Origin of the sequence: Paraburkholderia sp. UYCP14C (genome assembly GCF_004197395.1) — a bacterium.
GTDB lineage: Bacteria > Pseudomonadota > Gammaproteobacteria > Burkholderiales > Burkholderiaceae > Paraburkholderia.
The window spans coordinates 176212-191957 of sequence record NZ_SELS01000004.1; the positions used below are offsets into that span (position 1 = coordinate 176212).

A 15746-nucleotide genomic window follows, 5' to 3' on the forward strand; every position below is an offset into this window, starting at 1 on the left:
CGTGCCGAGCCGCGTGCCGGACGGCCTCGCCAAGCCCCGTCACGGGCCGTCGGACAGGGTTTGCAGGAAGTCCGCCGACGCTTTCCCGTGTGTTACATTTCGTCGTTAACACGCAAAACTACCATACGCCCAGCCGCCGCAGCATGTCCGAGCGAAACGAATCCGCCGACCCGCAAGCCCCACCGCAGGTCCGGCATGTGAGCGGAAGCGACCACCTCGTGCTGCGTCGGACGTTGCACGTGCTCGCCGCACTTGCGCTCGTCCTCTATTTCATCGCGGGCGGACTGTTTCTGGGTTTGCGCTATGTGGTGCTGCCGCGCCTCGACATGTTCCGCCCGCGCATCGAAGCCGCGGTCTCCGACAAGCTGCACACCCAGTTCACCATCGGCCGGCTCGCACCGCACTGGAGCGGCTTCCAGCCTGGGCTCGATGTCACGAACCTCGTCATCCGCGATCACGACGGCCAACCCGCGCTGACGATTCCGCACGCCACCGCGACGGTATCGTGGCGCTCGCTGTGGGAGTTTCATCCCGCGCTGTCGAGCCTGATCGTCGATCAGCCGGACGTGCTGGTGTCGCGTAGCGACGACGGCGTGCTGTCGGTCGCCGGCGTGCCGGTGCCGACGCGCCATAGCGGCAACGACGCGCTGTCCACCTGGCTGTTGCGTCAACAGGCGATCGTCGTGCGCGGCGGCGTGCTGCGCTGGCGCGACGCGATGCGCCACGAACCCGAACTGGCGCTGCGCGACATCCGCATCGCGATTCTCAATGACGGCCGCGATCACCGCATGGCGCTGCAGGCGCCGCCCGATGGCCGGGTGCTGAAAGGCCCGCTCGACTTCCGCACGCACTTCCGCCACGCGCCGCTCTCCGCGATCGGCAAGCCGATCAACTGGAGCGGCCAGGTGTACATGTCGACGGGCACGGTCGATCTGCCGACGCTCGCGCGCTACGTCCAATTCCCGATCGAGACGTTCGCCGGCCGCATCGACAATGCCATCTGGATCGACTTCAGCGAAGGCCGCATGACCCAGGCGACCGGCCAGTTGAGCGGCAACGACGTCGCGATGCGTGTGCGCCCGACCCAGCCGAAGCTGCTCGTGCCGATCGCCAATTTTCTGTGGCGCGTCGAGGCAGACGAAGGCGACTACCGGCTGCACCTGTCGGACATGCGCGCCGAGCTTGGCCAGCCGGCGCTCGACGACGGCACGCCGCTCACCCGCATCCTGCGCTTCCGGACCCTCGACAGCCGCTACCGGACCGCGTCACAGCAGCGTGGCCAGCTACTGAGCGTCAGCGGCGATCGCATCGATCTCGGCATCCTCGCCGAATTCAGCCGCGCGCTGCCGTTGCCGCGGCATTTTCTGAACGAACTCGTGCGCATCAATCCGCGCGGGCTCGTCGCCGACTACGTGATCGAGGTCGAGCGCGACAAGCCGGAATCCGGTGAAGTGGGCAGCGACCATCGGCCGACGGGCGCGGAACCGATCGAGCGTTATCGCTTCAAGGGCGATCTGCAGGGCATCAGCTTCGCCGCCCAGGAGCCGGGTCCGGGTCTCACGCCGCGCGGCCACCCGCGCGCCGGCGTTCCCGGCATCGAAAACCTGTGGGGCAACGTCGACGCCGACGAAAAAGGCGGCCACGCGAACCTCGACACGAACAACGTGGCGATCACGCTGCCTGGCGTGTTCGACGATCCGCGTCTCACGATCGCGCGCCTGCAAGGCCGCGCCGAGTGGACGATGGGGACGAAGGCACCGGGTGACACGCGTCCCGCGTTCGCGGTCAAGCTGAACGATTTCCGCGTGTCGAACCCCGACGTCGACGCGACCGCGACCGCGAGCTACAGCAATCCCGGCCACGGCCGTGGCGCGCTCGACCTGAAAGCCGACTTCCAGCGCGCGCAGGTGACGCGCATCGCCCGCTATCTGCCGACCGCGGTCAGCGAAAAGCTGCGCATTTACCTGGGCCACGGCTTGCAGGCCGGCGTGTCGCGGGGCGGCACGATCGAAATCCATGGCGACCTGACCAAGTTCCCCTACGCGCGCGACCCCGACGCCGGCGTCTTCCACATCGTCGCGCCGTTCACCGGCGGCAAGTTCGATCCGACGCCATTCCCGCCGCGCACCATGCGCAACGGCACGCCAAACGTTTGGCCGGCGCTCGACGGTATCAACGGCGTGTTCGAGCTGAAGCAGAACGTGCTGCGCTTCGACATCGACCGCGGACGCTACAAGCGTTTTGCGGTGACCAACGTGAACGGCCGCATCGACGACCTCGGCACCAAAGCCTCGAACCTGACCATCCAGGGTAACGGCCGCGGCCCGCTCGCCGACATGCTCGACTACGTGAACGGCAGCTCGCTCGGCATCATGGCGCGGCATCAGACCGAAAAGATCAACGCGGAAGGGCCGGCGTCGCTCGCGTTGAAGCTGACGATCCCGCGTACGCCGATGCCGCATGTCGGCGTGGAAGGTGCGCTCGGCTTCCAGAACAATCGCCTGAGCGTGAGCAACGCGCCGCCGCTGTCGCAGCTGAACGGCCGGGTGCGCTTCACCGAGCACACGGCCCAGGTGGACCGGCTCTCCGGACAGTTCCTCGGCGGCGACGTGCATGCGAACGGCGGCTTGCGGCAAGACGGCACGTACGCGCTCGCGCTCAATGGCCACGTCGCCGTCGATGCCGCGCGCGAGCTGCATCTGCATGGCCCGACCGCACAGGTGCTCGCGCATATGAGCGGCAGCGCGCCGTATGCGCTGAACGTCTCCGGCGCGAAGGGCCGCCTGCCGGAAGTCAGCGCCAACTCCGATCTGAGCGGCCTCGGGCTCGATTTTCCAGCGCCGTTCAAAAAGCAGCCTGGCACGCCGATGCCGCTGCACTTCTCGGTCAATCCGTCGACGCTGCCGGGCGAAGCCGGCCTCGAACGCGCCGACCTGACGTTCGGGCCGGTCGCCGCGGCGTATCTGCTGCGCTATCAGCCGAACGCGCAGCCGCGTACGCCACCGACCGTCGTGCGCGGCGCGATCGGCGTGAACCGGCCAGCCGACCTGCCGTCCGAGGGCGTGGTCGCCGCGGTCGACATCAAGGAGTTCAATGCCGACGCCTGGCGGGCGCTCGCCGCGGAGCTGCGCGCGAGCGCGGCGGCGGAGAATGGCGTGAACGGCGCCAATACCTCCAGCAGCACCGCCAGCGCGAGCAGCGCGGCCGCCCCCGCCGCCGCGCCGAATCCCGTGCTCACGCAGTTCCTGCCGAATCGCTTCGCGCTGCACATCGACATGCTGACGCTCCTCAAACGGCACTGGGACAACGTGATCGTCGGCGCGTCGCACACGGACCGCATGTGGCAGGCGAACATCGCGTCGAACCAGGTGTCCGGCCACGTATCGTGGCTGCCGGGGGCGACCCGCGAGTCGCCGGGCGAGCTGCAGGCGCGCTTTGCGCGCGTGGTGATTCCGTCGGTCGAGGACAAGGACCTGCTCGGCCCGGCGATGTCGGCGCCCGCGCTGAACATGCCGTCGATCGATCTGGTCGTAAACGAGCTGATCGTGCGCGATCGCAACGTCGGCCGGCTCGAAGTCGATGCGCACAACTACGACGAGAACGGCGTGCCGGTCTGGCAGCTCGACAAGCTCGACGTGACGAACCCCACCGCGACGTTGACCGCGACCGCGAACTGGCGCACCTCGACCGAGCTGCCCACCTCGGCCGACGAGGCCAAGCCGCGTCGCACCGTGTTCGACTTCAAGCTCGACATCAAGGATGCCGGCGCGATGCTCGAGCGCTTCGGTCTGCCGAAGACGCTCAAAAACGGCTCAGGCTCGGTTTCGGGCAAGGCCGTGTGGCAAGGCGGCCCGACCACGATCGACTTTTCGACGCTGAACGGCAACCTCGCGCTCGATCTGCGCCACGGTCAGATCCTGAAGGTCGATCCGGGCGTCGCGACACTGCTCGGCGTGCTGAGCCTGCAAAGCCTCGCGCGCATCGCCACGCTCAATTTCCGCGACGTGATCGGCGAGGGCTTGCCGTTCTCGAGCGTGACGGGTACCGCGCAGATTCACGACGGCATCGCCCGCACCGAGAACTTCAAGATGTTGACCGCGCCGGCGCGCGTCGAGATGGTGGGCTCGGTCGACCTCGCGCAAAAGACTCAGGACATGCACCTGCACGTGGTGCCGACCATCAGCGCCGGCTCCGCGGTGATCGCCGCCGCGGTCGTCAATCCGCTGATCGGCCTCGGCGCGCTGTTCGCCGATATCGCGTTCTCGCAAGGGGTGTCGCACGTATTCGCGCGCGAGTATGCGATCACCGGCTCGTGGTCGAAACCGCTCGTCGAGCGGGTGACGACTGAAGGGGGTAAGATTGACGTTCCGGCTTCGACCGTGGAAGCGCACTGAGTTTTGCCGCCTGGATGGGCCCGGCGGCGCCAACCCAAAGGTCCGTCCGATTCGGCCCGCTTTCTCCGGCGTCGCGCTCCGAACCATCCAGCCAGCCTGCGAGGAAGCTGCGCCGACCCAGTGCGCCGACAGCAGCCGAGCCAGCCCAGAACCATGCATGCGGTGCCCGCGCTCCACAGCGCCGGCCGCCGGGAGTCTTCCGACACGTTCATGAGCGAAACACAAGTCACTTCATCGGCATCCCCCGCAACGACCAGCGGCCCTGTGGCCAGCTCCTTCCGGGTCGCCGCGCTGCAGATGGTCAGCACGCCGGATCGCGATCGCAACCTCGCCGACGCGGAGCGCCTGATCGCCGAAGCCGCCGCCGACGGCGCGCAACTCGTGCTGCTACCCGAGTATTTCTGCTTCATGGGCTTCAAGGACACCGACAAGCTCGCCGTGCGCGAGCCGTATCAGGACGGTACGATCCAGCGCTTTCTCGCCGACGCCGCGCGCCGCCACCGGATCTGGGTGATCGGCGGCACCCTGCCGCTCATGGCGCCGGAGGCGTCGCGCGTACTGAACACGACGCTGGTGTTCGACCCGCTCGGCAACGAAGCCGCGCGCTACGACAAGATCCACCTGTTCAACTTCGAAAAGGGCGATGAATCGTTCGACGAAGCGCGCACGATCCGCCCCGGCACCGCGGTGCAAGGCTTCGACGCGCCATTCGGGCGGGTCGGCCTGTCGGTCTGCTACGATTTGCGCTTTCCCGAGCTGTACCGGCGCATGGGCGACTGCGCGCTGATCGTCGTGCCGTCTGCGTTCACCTACACGACCGGCCGCGCGCATTGGGAACTGCTGCTGCGCACCCGCGCGATCGAAAACCAGTGCTACGTGCTCGCCGCGGCGCAAGGCGGCAAACATGAAAACGGCCGCCGCACCTGGGGCCACAGCATGCTGATCGACCCGTGGGGCGAGATCGTCGCGGTGCGCGACGAGGGCGCCGGCGTGGTCGCGGGCAACCTCGAACGCGCGCGCATCGACGAAGTGCGGCAGAGCCTGCCGGCATGGCGTCATCGCGTGCTGACCTGAAAACCGACATTGAAACTGCGGCGCCTGGCACGCATATGCCGAAGCAGGCGCTCCCCGACCCCTTCGTATCGAACAGAACATACTTCGCATGAACATCATCGAACCCGGTATCCGTAATCTCGCCGCCGCCAAGGACATCCTCCTCACGCCCTATGGTCTCGACGAGGCGCTGCTCACCCGCACGCTCGGCGAAATCTTCACGCACCGCGTCGACTACGCGGACCTGTACTTCCAAGCCACCCGCAGCGAAGCGTGGAGTCTCGAGGAAGGCATCGTGAAGTCGGGCAGCTTCAGCATCGATCAGGGCGTCGGCGTGCGTGCCGTGTCGGGCGACCGCACCGCGTTCGCGTACTCGGACGACCTGTCGCCCGAAGCGATCCGCCAGGCGGCCATCGCCACGCGCGCGATCGCCAAGGCCGGCGGCGGCAAGCAGAAGATCAAGGTGGCGTCGTCGCTGACCGGCATCGCCGGGCGCGATCTGTACCTGCCGTCCGACCCGCTGCATTCGCTCGACGCCACCGCGAAGGTCAAGCTGCTCGAGCGCATCGAGCAGATGGCGCGCGGCCGCGACCCGCGCATCCAGCAGGTGATGGCGGGCCTCGCCGGCGAATACGACGTGGTGCTGGTCGCGCGCAGCGACGGCGGCTTCGCGGCCGACATCCGGCCGCTCGTGCGCGTATCGGTCACCGTGATCGCCGAGCAGAACGGCCGCCGCGAAATCGGCAGCGGCGGCGGCGGCGGGCGTTTCGACTACGGCTATTTCACCGATGAAGTGCTGTCGCGCTACGTCGACGACGCGGTGCACGCGGCCCTCGTCAATCTCGACGCGCGTCCTGCGCCGGCCGGCGCGATGACCGTCGTGCTCGGCCCGGGCTGGCCCGGCGTGCTGCTGCACGAGGCGATCGGCCACGGGCTCGAGGGCGACTTCAACCGCAAGGGGTCATCGGCGTTTGCGGGACGCATCGGCGAGCAGGTCGCCGCGAAGGGCGTCACCGTGGTCGACGACGGCACGCTGCCGAACCGCCGCGGCTCCCTCAATATCGACGACGAGGGCAATCCGACCCAGTGCACGACGCTGATCGAGGACGGCATCCTGAAGGGCTACATCCAGGATACGCTCAACGCGCGTCTGATGAAGATGCCGGTCACCGGCAACGCGCGGCGCGAATCGTACGCGGCGCTGCCGATGCCGCGCATGACCAACACGTACATGCTCAACGGCGACAAGGACCCGCAGGAAATCCTCGCGTCCGTGAAGAACGGCCTGTATGCGGTGAACTTCGGCGGCGGTCAGGTCGACATCACGAACGGCAAGTTCGTGTTCTCGGCCTCCGAGGCGTACATGATCGAGAACGGCAAGATCACGTATCCGGTGAAGGGCGCGACGCTGATCGGCAGCGGCCCGGAATCGCTGAAGTACGTCACGATGATCGGCAACGACATGAAGCTCGATTCGGGTGTCGGCGTGTGCGGCAAGGAAGGCCAGAGCGTGCCGGTGGGCGTCGGTCAGCCGACGCTGCGCATCGAGCGGATGACGGTCGGCGGGACGGCCTGATTTCGCGAAGAATGCACGCTTCGTGCACGCAACGCGCGAAGCGTGCGGATATTCCGCATTTTTCGACGCTCCGGCTTGTCAGCCGAGCCCGTACCGGGTTATAAAGTCAGTCACCCTTTTTTGACCAGCGACGCATTCACTTCGCCATGTCCGCCAAGTTTTATTTTTACTTTTTTTGGTATCTCAGACCGCTGGCGGATCGAGAGGGGTGTTAGTGCACGCAGGACACCAAGAATTCCCGAAAAACCGCCAGCCAGCCTGGCGGTTTTTTTTCGTCTCACGTTTTTCGAACCCTATCTGACCTGCGCGAACACGCTACGAACCGATTCAGGAGAACACCATGCCCCCGCACAATACCGACGATGTCCGCATCCGCGAATTGAAGGAACTCACGCCGCCCGCTCACCTCATCCGCGAATTCGCCTGCGACGAGACGGTATCCAACGTGATCTACGACTCGCGCACCGCGATGCATCGCATTCTGCACGGCATGGACGACCGTCTGATCGTCGTAATCGGCCCGTGCTCGATTCACGATCCGAAGGCCGCGATCGAATACGCGGGACGTCTGATCGAGCAGCGCAAGCGCTTTGCCGGCGAGCTCGAAGTCGTGATGCGCGTGTACTTCGAAAAGCCGCGCACGACGGTGGGCTGGAAGGGTCTCATCAACGACCCGCACATGGACAACAGCTTCAAGATCAACGAAGGCCTGCGCACCGCGCGCGAGCTGCTGCTGCGCATCAACGAACTCGGCCTGCCGGCCGGCACCGAGTACCTCGACATGATCAGCCCGCAGTACATCGCGGATCTGATTTCGTGGGGTGCGATCGGCGCACGCACGACCGAATCGCAGGTGCACCGCGAACTGGCTTCGGGACTGTCGTGCCCGGTCGGCTTCAAGAACGGCACGGACGGCAACGTGAAGATCGCCGTCGACGCGATCAAGGCCGCCTCGCAGCCGCACCATTTCCTGTCGGTCACGAAGGGCGGCCACTCGGCGATCGTCTCGACCGCGGGCAATGAGGACTGCCACGTGATTCTGCGCGGCGGCAAAACGCCGAACTACGACGCCGACAGCGTCAACGCGGCCTGCGCGGACATCGGCAAGGCGGGTCTCGCCGCGCGTCTGATGATCGATGCGAGCCATGCGAACAGCTCGAAGAAGCACGAGAACCAGATTCCGGTGTGCGCGGACATCGGCCGTCAGATCGCCGCGGGTGATGAGCGAATCGTCGGCGTGATGGTGGAGTCGCACCTCGTCGCGGGTCGCCAGGATCTGCAGGAAGGCCGCGAACTCACGTACGGCCAGAGCATTACGGATGCGTGCATCGGTTGGGACGAAAGCATCGCCGTGCTCGAAGGCCTCGCCGACGCGGTCAAGCAGCGCCGCGTCGCGCGCGGTAGCGGCAACTGAACGCCTGCCTCGCCGCCACTGCGGCGGCTTGTCTGCAGTCCGTAGAAAGAACCCGGTTCGATGTCGAACCGGGTTTTTTTATTGGCCATTCGGATGAATGGTACTGAGCCTGCCGCGTCGCTATCGTCATAGCTCGTTGCCTGGTCGCTTGCACGACTTGACCGGGTTGGAGAATGCGTATAAGATTTTATACATGAGGTGGCGATGGAGCAGGAAAAAGAAATTCGCTGGTTAGGCTCCAGCTACCGTGATTTGCTCGCCTTTCCCAATGAAGCCCGTCGTCTCGCCGGGTTTCAGCTTCACAAGATTCAGTCAGGACTCGATCCCGACGACTGGAAACCGTTCGACTCGATCGGCGCGGGAACGCGCGAAATCCGCATCAGAGACGAGGACGGCATTTTTCGCGTGATGTACGTGACCAAATACGCCGAAGCGCTATACGTACTGCATTGCTTTCAGAAGAAAATACGGAAGCTCGGCCCGCACGACAGAAAAATTGCCGAAACGCGCTACCGCGCCATCACCCATTACAGGACCATCCAGCCATGACGATCGACACCAACATCCGTCACGTAACGCGAGCCGGCGCGAACGTGTTCCTTGAACTCGGTTTTTCCGCCGAGGAAGCCAAGCGCCTTCACGCAGCGTCGCAAAAGCAGATCAACGACACGCGGCTGCTCAAGGAACAGCTGATGACCGAGCTGTCCACGTGGATCGAACAGCATCATCTGAAGCAGGCCGAGGCAGCCGAAATTCTGATGGTGTCGCGCCCGCGCGTGTCCGACGTCGTCAACAAGAAAACCACCAAGTTCACGATCGACACGCTCGTGGAAATGCTGAGCCGCATCGGCAAGCCGGTCACGCTCGCCGTCGGTTGAGCGTCGGCTCATGCGAAGCACCGTGCGTCTCTAGACGCGCATGTGCGTCGCCATTCAAGGTGCGCCGCGATCGTGTTGCCACAGCACGTCGGTGCCACCGTCCGCGCGATTGAGCACGCGCGCCAGCACGAATAACAGATCGGACAGCCGGTTCACGTACTGACGCGGCGCCGCGTTCAGCGCCTCGTGTTCGCCAAGCGCGACGATCGCGCGCTCCGCGCGGCGGCAAACGGTGCGGCACACATGCGCGAGCGCGGCCGCGCGCGAACCGCCCGGCAGAATGAATTCCTTCAGCGGCGGCAGCCCGGCGTTGTAGTCGGCGAGCCAGCCGTCGAGCTGCGCGAGATGCTGCCCGGTAATCATCGTGTGACCGGGAATGCACAGCTCGCCGCCCAGATCGAACAGGTCGTGCTGGATTGCGACCAGCGCCGCGCGTACGTTCTCGGGCAGGTTCTCGCACAACAACACGCCGAGATTCGAATTGAGTTCGTCGACGTCGCCGATCGCGGCGATACGCGCGCTGTCCTTGCGCACGCGGCGGCCGTCGCCGAGACCGGTGGTGCCGTCGTCGCCGGTGCGAGTGGCGATCTTGCTGAGGCGATTGCCCATGATGTCTCCCATCCATTCGGTGGCGATGCGCGCACCACGTTTATCCATATTGCACGCATCGCGAAAGCGCCGCCATTATATGAGCGGAAGCCGGCCCAGCGCCGCCTGGCGGGCGAACGGCGTAAAATGAAACAGCTGCTGCAAACAGGCTGCTACCTAAAGAAACTTTCATGGGACCGGAGTCAGCGCTCGAGCGCCAACTCCGGTCGACCGCAAAGCATGGAGACACGCGTGAACCATCCCGTACCGCCGGTGCCGCTACGCCGGCCGTTTCCCGCCGAATTGTTGAACCAGCTCAAAGCCGCTTTCGGCGACCGGGTGTCCGTTGCCGAAGCCGTGCGTGCGCACCACGGCCGCGACGAATCGCCATTCGATCCGCAACTGCCCGACGCCGTCGTGTTCGCGCGTACCACCGAAGACGTGCAAACCGCCGTCAAGCTGTGCGGCCAGTACGACGCGCCGATCATTCCGTACGGCAACGGCTCGTCGCTCGAAGGACATCTGCTTGCCGTGCAAGGCGGCGTGTCGATCGATCTGTCGGAAATGAACCGGGTGTTGTCGATCAACGCCGAAGACCTGACGGTCACCGTCGAGCCCGGCATCTCCCGCAAGCAACTGAACGAAGCGCTGCGCGACACCGGCCTGTTCTTCCCGATCGACCCGGGCGCGGACGCGAGCATCGGCGGCATGTCGGCGACCCGCGCGTCGGGTACCAACGCCGTGCGCTACGGCACGATGCGCGAGAACGTGCTCGGCCTGACAGTCGTGCTCGCCGATGGCCGCGTGATCAAGACCGGCACGCGTGCGCGCAAATCGTCGGCGGGCTACGACCTCACGCGCCTGTTCGTCGGCTCGGAAGGCACGCTCGGCGTGATCACCGAAATTACCTTGCGCCTCTATCCGCAGCCGGAGGCGGTGTCGGCCGCGGTGTGCACGTTCCCGTCGATGGGCGATGCGGTGCGTGCGGTCATCGAGACGATCCAGATCGGCGTGCCGATTGCGCGCGTCGAGTTCGTCGATTCGCTGGCGATCCGCTCGATCAATCGCCATTCGAATCTGACGCTGCGCGAAGCACCCACCTTGTTCTTCGAATTTCACGGCACCGAGGCCGGCGTCAAGGAACAGGCCGAACTCGTGCAGGAAATCGCCGCACAGAATGCCGGTGAAGGCTTCGAATGGGCGACCCGCCCCGAAGACCGCAGCCGGCTGTGGAACGCGCGTCACAACGCCTATTTCGCGATGCTGCAACTCAAGCCCGGCTCGCGCGCGGTGACCACCGACGTCTGCGTGCCGATCTCGCGTCTCGCCGAATGCGTAGTTGAGACTGAGCAGGATCTGTTGGCGTCGCCGCTGCCCTGCCCGATCGTCGGCCATGTCGGCGACGGCAACTTCCACGTCGCGATCCTGATCGACCCCGACAAGCCGGAAGAACTCGAGGAGGCCGAGCGCCTGAACCATCGCATCGTGCAGCGCGCGCTGCGCATGGACGGCACCTGCACCGGCGAGCATGGCGTCGGTCTGCACAAGATGGGCTTTCTGCTCGAGGAGCACGGCGACGTCGCGGTCGACACGATGCGCTCGATCAAGCACGCGCTCGATCCGCGCAATCTGATGAACCCGGGCAAGATTTTCGCGTGGGCGGCGGCTTGATCGAGGCTGCAAAGCTGGCCGCGGCGAGCCGCCGAAACGTCCAACGGCAACCGCGCCAGCCTGATGAATACGCAAGTGACGCGAAGCAGGCCGCACGACACCGTCGGCTCGAACCGCGAAGCCGGACCGGCGCAAGCCACGAGGAGACAACTCACATGAACGCACCCGCTGAACTGTCGGCCGAAGTCCTCGCGCAGCGTCAGCGCGAAGTCGTGCAGGCGCTGATGGCCGTATTGCCGACCCACTGTCTGCTGTATCGCGAGGAAGATACCGTCGCGTACGAATGCGACGGCCTCGCCGCGTACCGGCGTCTGCCGCTCGCCGTGGCGTTGCCGGAAACCGAATCGCAGGTGCAGCGCATCGTGCAGATCTGCCATCGCCTCGAAGTGCCCATCGTGCCGCGCGGCGCGGGCACCGGGCTGTCCGGCGGCGCAATGCCGATCCGGCACGGCGTGGTGGTGTCGCTCGCGCGCTTTCGCAAGATCGTCGAGGTCGACTCGTATGCGCGTATCGCGACCGTGCAACCGGGCGTGCGCAATCTGGCGATCTCTGAAGCCGCGGCACCGTATGGCCTCTACTATGCGCCGGACCCGTCGTCGCAAATTGCCTGCACGATCGGCGGCAACGTGTCCGAGAACTCGGGCGGCGTGCATTGCCTGAAGTACGGCCTGACCGTGCATAACGTGCTGCGCGTGCGCGCGGTCACGATGGAAGGCGAGATCGTCGAATTCGGCTCGCTCGCACCTGACTCGCCGGGGCTCGATCTGCTCGCGGTGCTGATCGGCAGCGAGGGCATGTTCGCGATCGTCACCGAAGTCACCGTCAAGCTGATCCCGAAGCCCCAAATGGCGCAGGTCGTCATGGCCAGCTTCGACGACGTCGTCAAAGGCGGCGACGCCGTGGCGGGCATCATCGCGGCGGGCATCATCCCGGCCGGCCTCGAAATGATGGACAAGCCCGCCACGCGCGCGGTCGAGGAGTTCGTCAACGCAGGCTACGACCTCGACGCGGCGGCGATCCTGCTGTGCGAATCGGACGGCACGCCCGAGGAAGTCGCGGCCGAGATCGTGCGCATGACCGCGGTGCTGCGCGAGCACGGCGCGACCCGTATCCAGATTTCGCGCACAGAAGCCGAGCGCCTGCGCTTCTGGTCCGGGCGCAAGAACGCGTTTCCGGCGGCCGGCCGCATCTCGCCGGACTACTACTGCATGGACGGCACTGTGCCGCGCCGCAGTATCGGGCCGCTGCTCGCGCGCATCGAGGAAATGGAGAAGACGTACCGGCTGCGCTGCATCAACGTGTTCCATGCCGGCGACGGCAACATGCATCCGCTGATCCTGTTCAATGGCAACGACCAGGACGAGTGGCATCGCGCCGAGTTGTTCGGTAGCGACATCCTCGAAGCTTGCGTCGAGCTGGGCGGCACGGTGACGGGCGAGCATGGCGTCGGCATCGAGAAGATCAATTCGATGTGCGTGCAGTTCTCGCCCGAGGAGCGCGACACGTTCCACGCGGTCAAGCGAGCATTCGACGCGCCCGGCCTGTTGAACCCCGACAAGGGTATTCCAACGCGGGCGCGCTGTGCCGAATACGGCAAGATGCACGTGCGCGGCGGGCTGCTGCCTCATCCCGAGCTGCCGCGCTTCTAGCGGCGGGCGTTTGCATCGCGCATCCGCCGTTCGCCGCGTCCGCGCCGATACCGGCGCGGCGTGCGCGGCATTTTGCGCAGTCCCCTTCAGACCGATGCGCCGCGCCCCGTAGTGCGGGTGCGCTCCGGCTTGCCAGCGTGCCGCCGCCCGGTACAATCAAACGAAACACAACGAGCAGGACACCATGGAAGAGGACGACATCGTCGCCGTATGGTCCGAACGCGTGCGTTCGGCCAGCGCCGAGGGACGCGCGGTGCGCATCCGCGGCGGCGGCACCAAGGACTGGTATGGCCAGACGCTGGAAGGTGAGATCCTCGACACGCGCGCTTATCGCGGCATCATCGCGTACGATCCGGCCGAGCTCGTGATCACCGCGCGCGCGGGAACACCGCTGCTGGAAATCGAAGCCGCGCTCGCCGAGCACGACCAGATGCTGCCGTTCGAGCCGCCGCACTTCGGTCCGCAAGCCACCTTCGGCGGCTGCATCGCCGCGGGCATTTCGGGGCCGCGCCGGCCGGCCGTCGGCGCCGCGCGCGACTTCGTGCTGGGTGCCGTCGTGATGAACGGCCAGGGCCAGGTGCTGCACTTCGGCGGCCAGGTCGTCAAGAACGTCGCGGGTTACGACGTGTCGCGGCTACTCGCGGGCTCGCTCGGCACGCTCGGGCTGATCCTCGAGCTGTCGGTCAAAGTGCTGCCGCGGCCGCAGGTCGAAGCCACGCTGAAGTTCGACATGAACGGCACCGACGCGGTCCGCAAGCTCAACGAATGGGGCGGCCGGCCGCTGCCGATCACCGCTAGCGCATGGCGCAACGGCACGCTCGCGGTGCGGCTCGGCGGCGCGGAAGCCGCGGTCAAGTCCGCGCGCACCGGGCTCGGCGGCGAAGTCGTCGATGCGGTCGAAGCCGAACGCTTCTGGGCCGGCCTGCGCGAACAGACCGATTCGTTTTTCGCGGGCATTCCGCCGAAGGCCGCGCTGTGGCGTCTCGCGCTGCCGTCGATCACCGAGCCGCTGCAACTGCCCGGCGCGCAACTGATGGAATGGGGCGGCGGCCAGCGCTGGTGGATCACCGACACCGACGCGCAAACCGTGCGCATCAGCGCGAAGCAGGCGGGCGGCCACGCCACTATTTTCCGCAGCGGCCACGGCTATGACCGCAGCGCCGGCGTATTCACCCCGCTGCCCGCGCCGCTGATGAAAATCCATCGCGGCCTCAAACACGCATTCGACCCGGCCCGCATCTTCAACCGCGGCCGTCTCTACTCCGACTTCTGAGCGACGCGATGCAAACCAACCTCGCGGACTTCATTCGCAATACGCCCGATGGCAACGAAGCGGACGCCATCCTGCGCAAATGCGTGCATTGCGGTTTCTGCACGGCCACCTGCCCGACCTACCAACTGCTCGGCGACGAGCTTGACGGCCCGCGCGGGCGCATCTATCTGATCAAACAGATGGTCGAAGGCGCGCCGGTCACGCGCAGCACGCAGGTTCACCTCGACCGCTGCCTGACCTGCCGCAATTGCGAGTCGACCTGCCCGTCGGGCGTGCAATACGGGCGCCTCGTCGAGATCGGCCGCAAGCTCACCGAAGAGAAAGTGACGCGGCCGCTCAATCAGCGGCTGATGCGGCGGCTGCTCGCGAGCGTGCTGCCGAACAGCGCGATCTTCTCGCCCGCGATGCGCCTCGGTCAGCACGTGCGCGGCCTGCTGCCGAAGAAGCTGCGCGACAAGGTGCCCGCGCGACAACGTCCGCTCGAATGGCCGAGCGCAAAACACGAACGCAAGGTGCTGATGCTCGCGGGCTGCGTGCAACCGTCGATGATGCCGAACGTCAACATCGCGACCGCGCGCGTGTTCGACGCGCTCGGCATCGAAACGCTGGTCGCGCCCGAAGCCGGCTGCTGTGGCGCGATTCGCCTGCACCTCGGCTACCACGACGAAGCGCTCGACGACCTGCGCGCGAACATCGACGCCTGGTGGCCCTACGTCGAACAAGGGGTTGAAGCGATCGTGATGAACGCGTCAGGCTGTGGCGCGACGGTCAAGGAATACGCGCACCTGCTGCGCCACGATCCCAACTATGCGGAGAAAGCGCGCCGCATCGTCGAACTGACGCGCGACGTCGCCGAGATCCTGCCCGAGTTCGAAGAACAGCTCGTCGCGATCACGCGCCGCCGCTCGGTGCACACGGTCGCGTTTCATCCGCCCTGCACGCTGCAGCATGGCCAGCAGATTCGCGGCAAGGTCGAGCAACTGCTCGGCGCGCTCGGCGTCGAAGTGCGCCTGCCCGCCGATAGCCATCTGTGCTGCGGCTCGGCCGGCACCTACTCGCTGATGCAGCCGCGCCTGTCGTACGCGCTGCGCGATCAGAAGCTCGAGCGTTTGCAGGCGCAGGAGCCGCAGGTGATCGTGTCGGCGAACGTCGGCTGCATCGCGCATCTGCAAAGCGGCACGTCGACGCCGGTCGCGCACTGGATCGAATTGGTCGAGCACATGCTGTCCGTATAATCGGAGCATCGTCTT

The 15746-nt window shown here is 66.0% G+C and carries 12 protein-coding genes; 10 read left to right on the top strand and 2 right to left on the bottom strand.

All coding sequences use genetic code 11. The features are described 5' to 3' along the window. The first annotated feature begins 143 nt into the window (after positions 1 to 143). From EVC45_RS05220 to tldD, 3 genes are all read left to right on the top strand, one after another. Positions 144 to 4394: a YhdP family protein gene (locus EVC45_RS05220; protein WP_129956966.1), complete on the top strand. Its 4251-nt coding sequence runs from the start codon at positions 144 to 146 to the stop codon at positions 4392 to 4394. 210 nt (positions 4395 to 4604) lie between these two features. Beyond that, positions 4605 to 5468 carry a carbon-nitrogen hydrolase family protein gene (locus tag EVC45_RS05225; RefSeq protein WP_129956967.1) on the top strand — a complete coding sequence of 288 codons (864 nt, stop codon included), beginning with the start codon at positions 4605 to 4607 and terminating at the stop codon, positions 5466 to 5468. 88 nt (positions 5469 to 5556) lie between these two features. Then, complete coding sequence (gene tldD, locus EVC45_RS05230) at positions 5557 to 7023, top strand: metalloprotease TldD (RefSeq protein WP_129956968.1); 1467 nt, start codon at positions 5557 to 5559, stop codon at positions 7021 to 7023. Positions 7024 to 7133: 110 nt separating this feature from the next. Here the strand turns inward: tldD and EVC45_RS45520 are convergent, their stop codons facing one another. Then, positions 7134 to 7304, bottom strand: coding sequence for a hypothetical protein (locus EVC45_RS45520; protein ID WP_168991410.1), 171 nt, complete (start codon positions 7302 to 7304; stop codon positions 7134 to 7136). A 59-nt stretch (positions 7305 to 7363) separates the two neighbouring features. On the opposite strand from EVC45_RS45520, the gene aroG reads away from it, so the two are divergent. The 3 genes from aroG to EVC45_RS05245 all read left to right on the top strand — a co-directional run bounded on the left by aroG (position 7364) and on the right by EVC45_RS05245 (position 9315). After that, positions 7364 to 8437, top strand: coding sequence for a 3-deoxy-7-phosphoheptulonate synthase AroG (aroG, locus tag EVC45_RS05235; RefSeq protein WP_129956969.1), 1074 nt, complete (start codon positions 7364 to 7366; stop codon positions 8435 to 8437). Positions 8438 to 8641: 204 nt separating this feature from the next. Next, positions 8642 to 8986: a type II toxin-antitoxin system RelE/ParE family toxin gene (locus tag EVC45_RS05240; RefSeq protein WP_129956970.1), complete on the top strand. Its 345-nt coding sequence runs from the start codon at positions 8642 to 8644 to the stop codon at positions 8984 to 8986. Beyond that, complete coding sequence (locus EVC45_RS05245) at positions 8983 to 9315, top strand: helix-turn-helix domain-containing protein (RefSeq protein ID WP_008923434.1); 333 nt, start codon at positions 8983 to 8985, stop codon at positions 9313 to 9315. The genes EVC45_RS05240 and EVC45_RS05245 overlap by 4 nt, the downstream gene beginning before the upstream one ends. Before the next feature lie 54 nt (positions 9316 to 9369). Here EVC45_RS05245 and EVC45_RS05250 read toward each other — a convergent pair whose 3' ends face one another. Then, on the bottom strand, positions 9370 to 9924 hold the full coding sequence (locus tag EVC45_RS05250) for a cob(I)yrinic acid a,c-diamide adenosyltransferase (protein WP_129957066.1): 555 nt from the start codon (positions 9922 to 9924) through the stop codon (positions 9370 to 9372). Positions 9925 to 10155: 231 nt separating this feature from the next. On the opposite strand from EVC45_RS05250, the gene EVC45_RS05255 reads away from it, so the two are divergent. The 4 genes from EVC45_RS05255 to glcF all read left to right on the top strand — a co-directional run bounded on the left by EVC45_RS05255 (position 10156) and on the right by glcF (position 15731). After that, entirely contained in the window at positions 10156 to 11574 is a 1419-nt protein-coding gene (locus EVC45_RS05255; protein ID WP_129956971.1) for an FAD-linked oxidase C-terminal domain-containing protein, read from the top strand. A gap of 155 nt (positions 11575 to 11729) precedes the next feature. After that, positions 11730 to 13223, top strand: a complete 1494-nt coding sequence (locus EVC45_RS05260) for an FAD-linked oxidase C-terminal domain-containing protein (protein ID WP_129956972.1) — start codon at positions 11730 to 11732, stop codon at positions 13221 to 13223. Between the two features lie 184 nt (positions 13224 to 13407). Then, a complete protein-coding gene (gene glcE, locus EVC45_RS05265) occupies positions 13408 to 14496 on the top strand; it encodes a glycolate oxidase subunit GlcE (RefSeq protein WP_129956973.1) in 1089 nt (362 codons plus the stop codon). Between the two features lie 8 nt (positions 14497 to 14504). Beyond that, on the top strand, positions 14505 to 15731 hold the full coding sequence (gene glcF / locus EVC45_RS05270) for a glycolate oxidase subunit GlcF (protein WP_129956974.1): 1227 nt from the start codon (positions 14505 to 14507) through the stop codon (positions 15729 to 15731). Positions 15732 to 15746 lie beyond the last annotated feature (15 nt).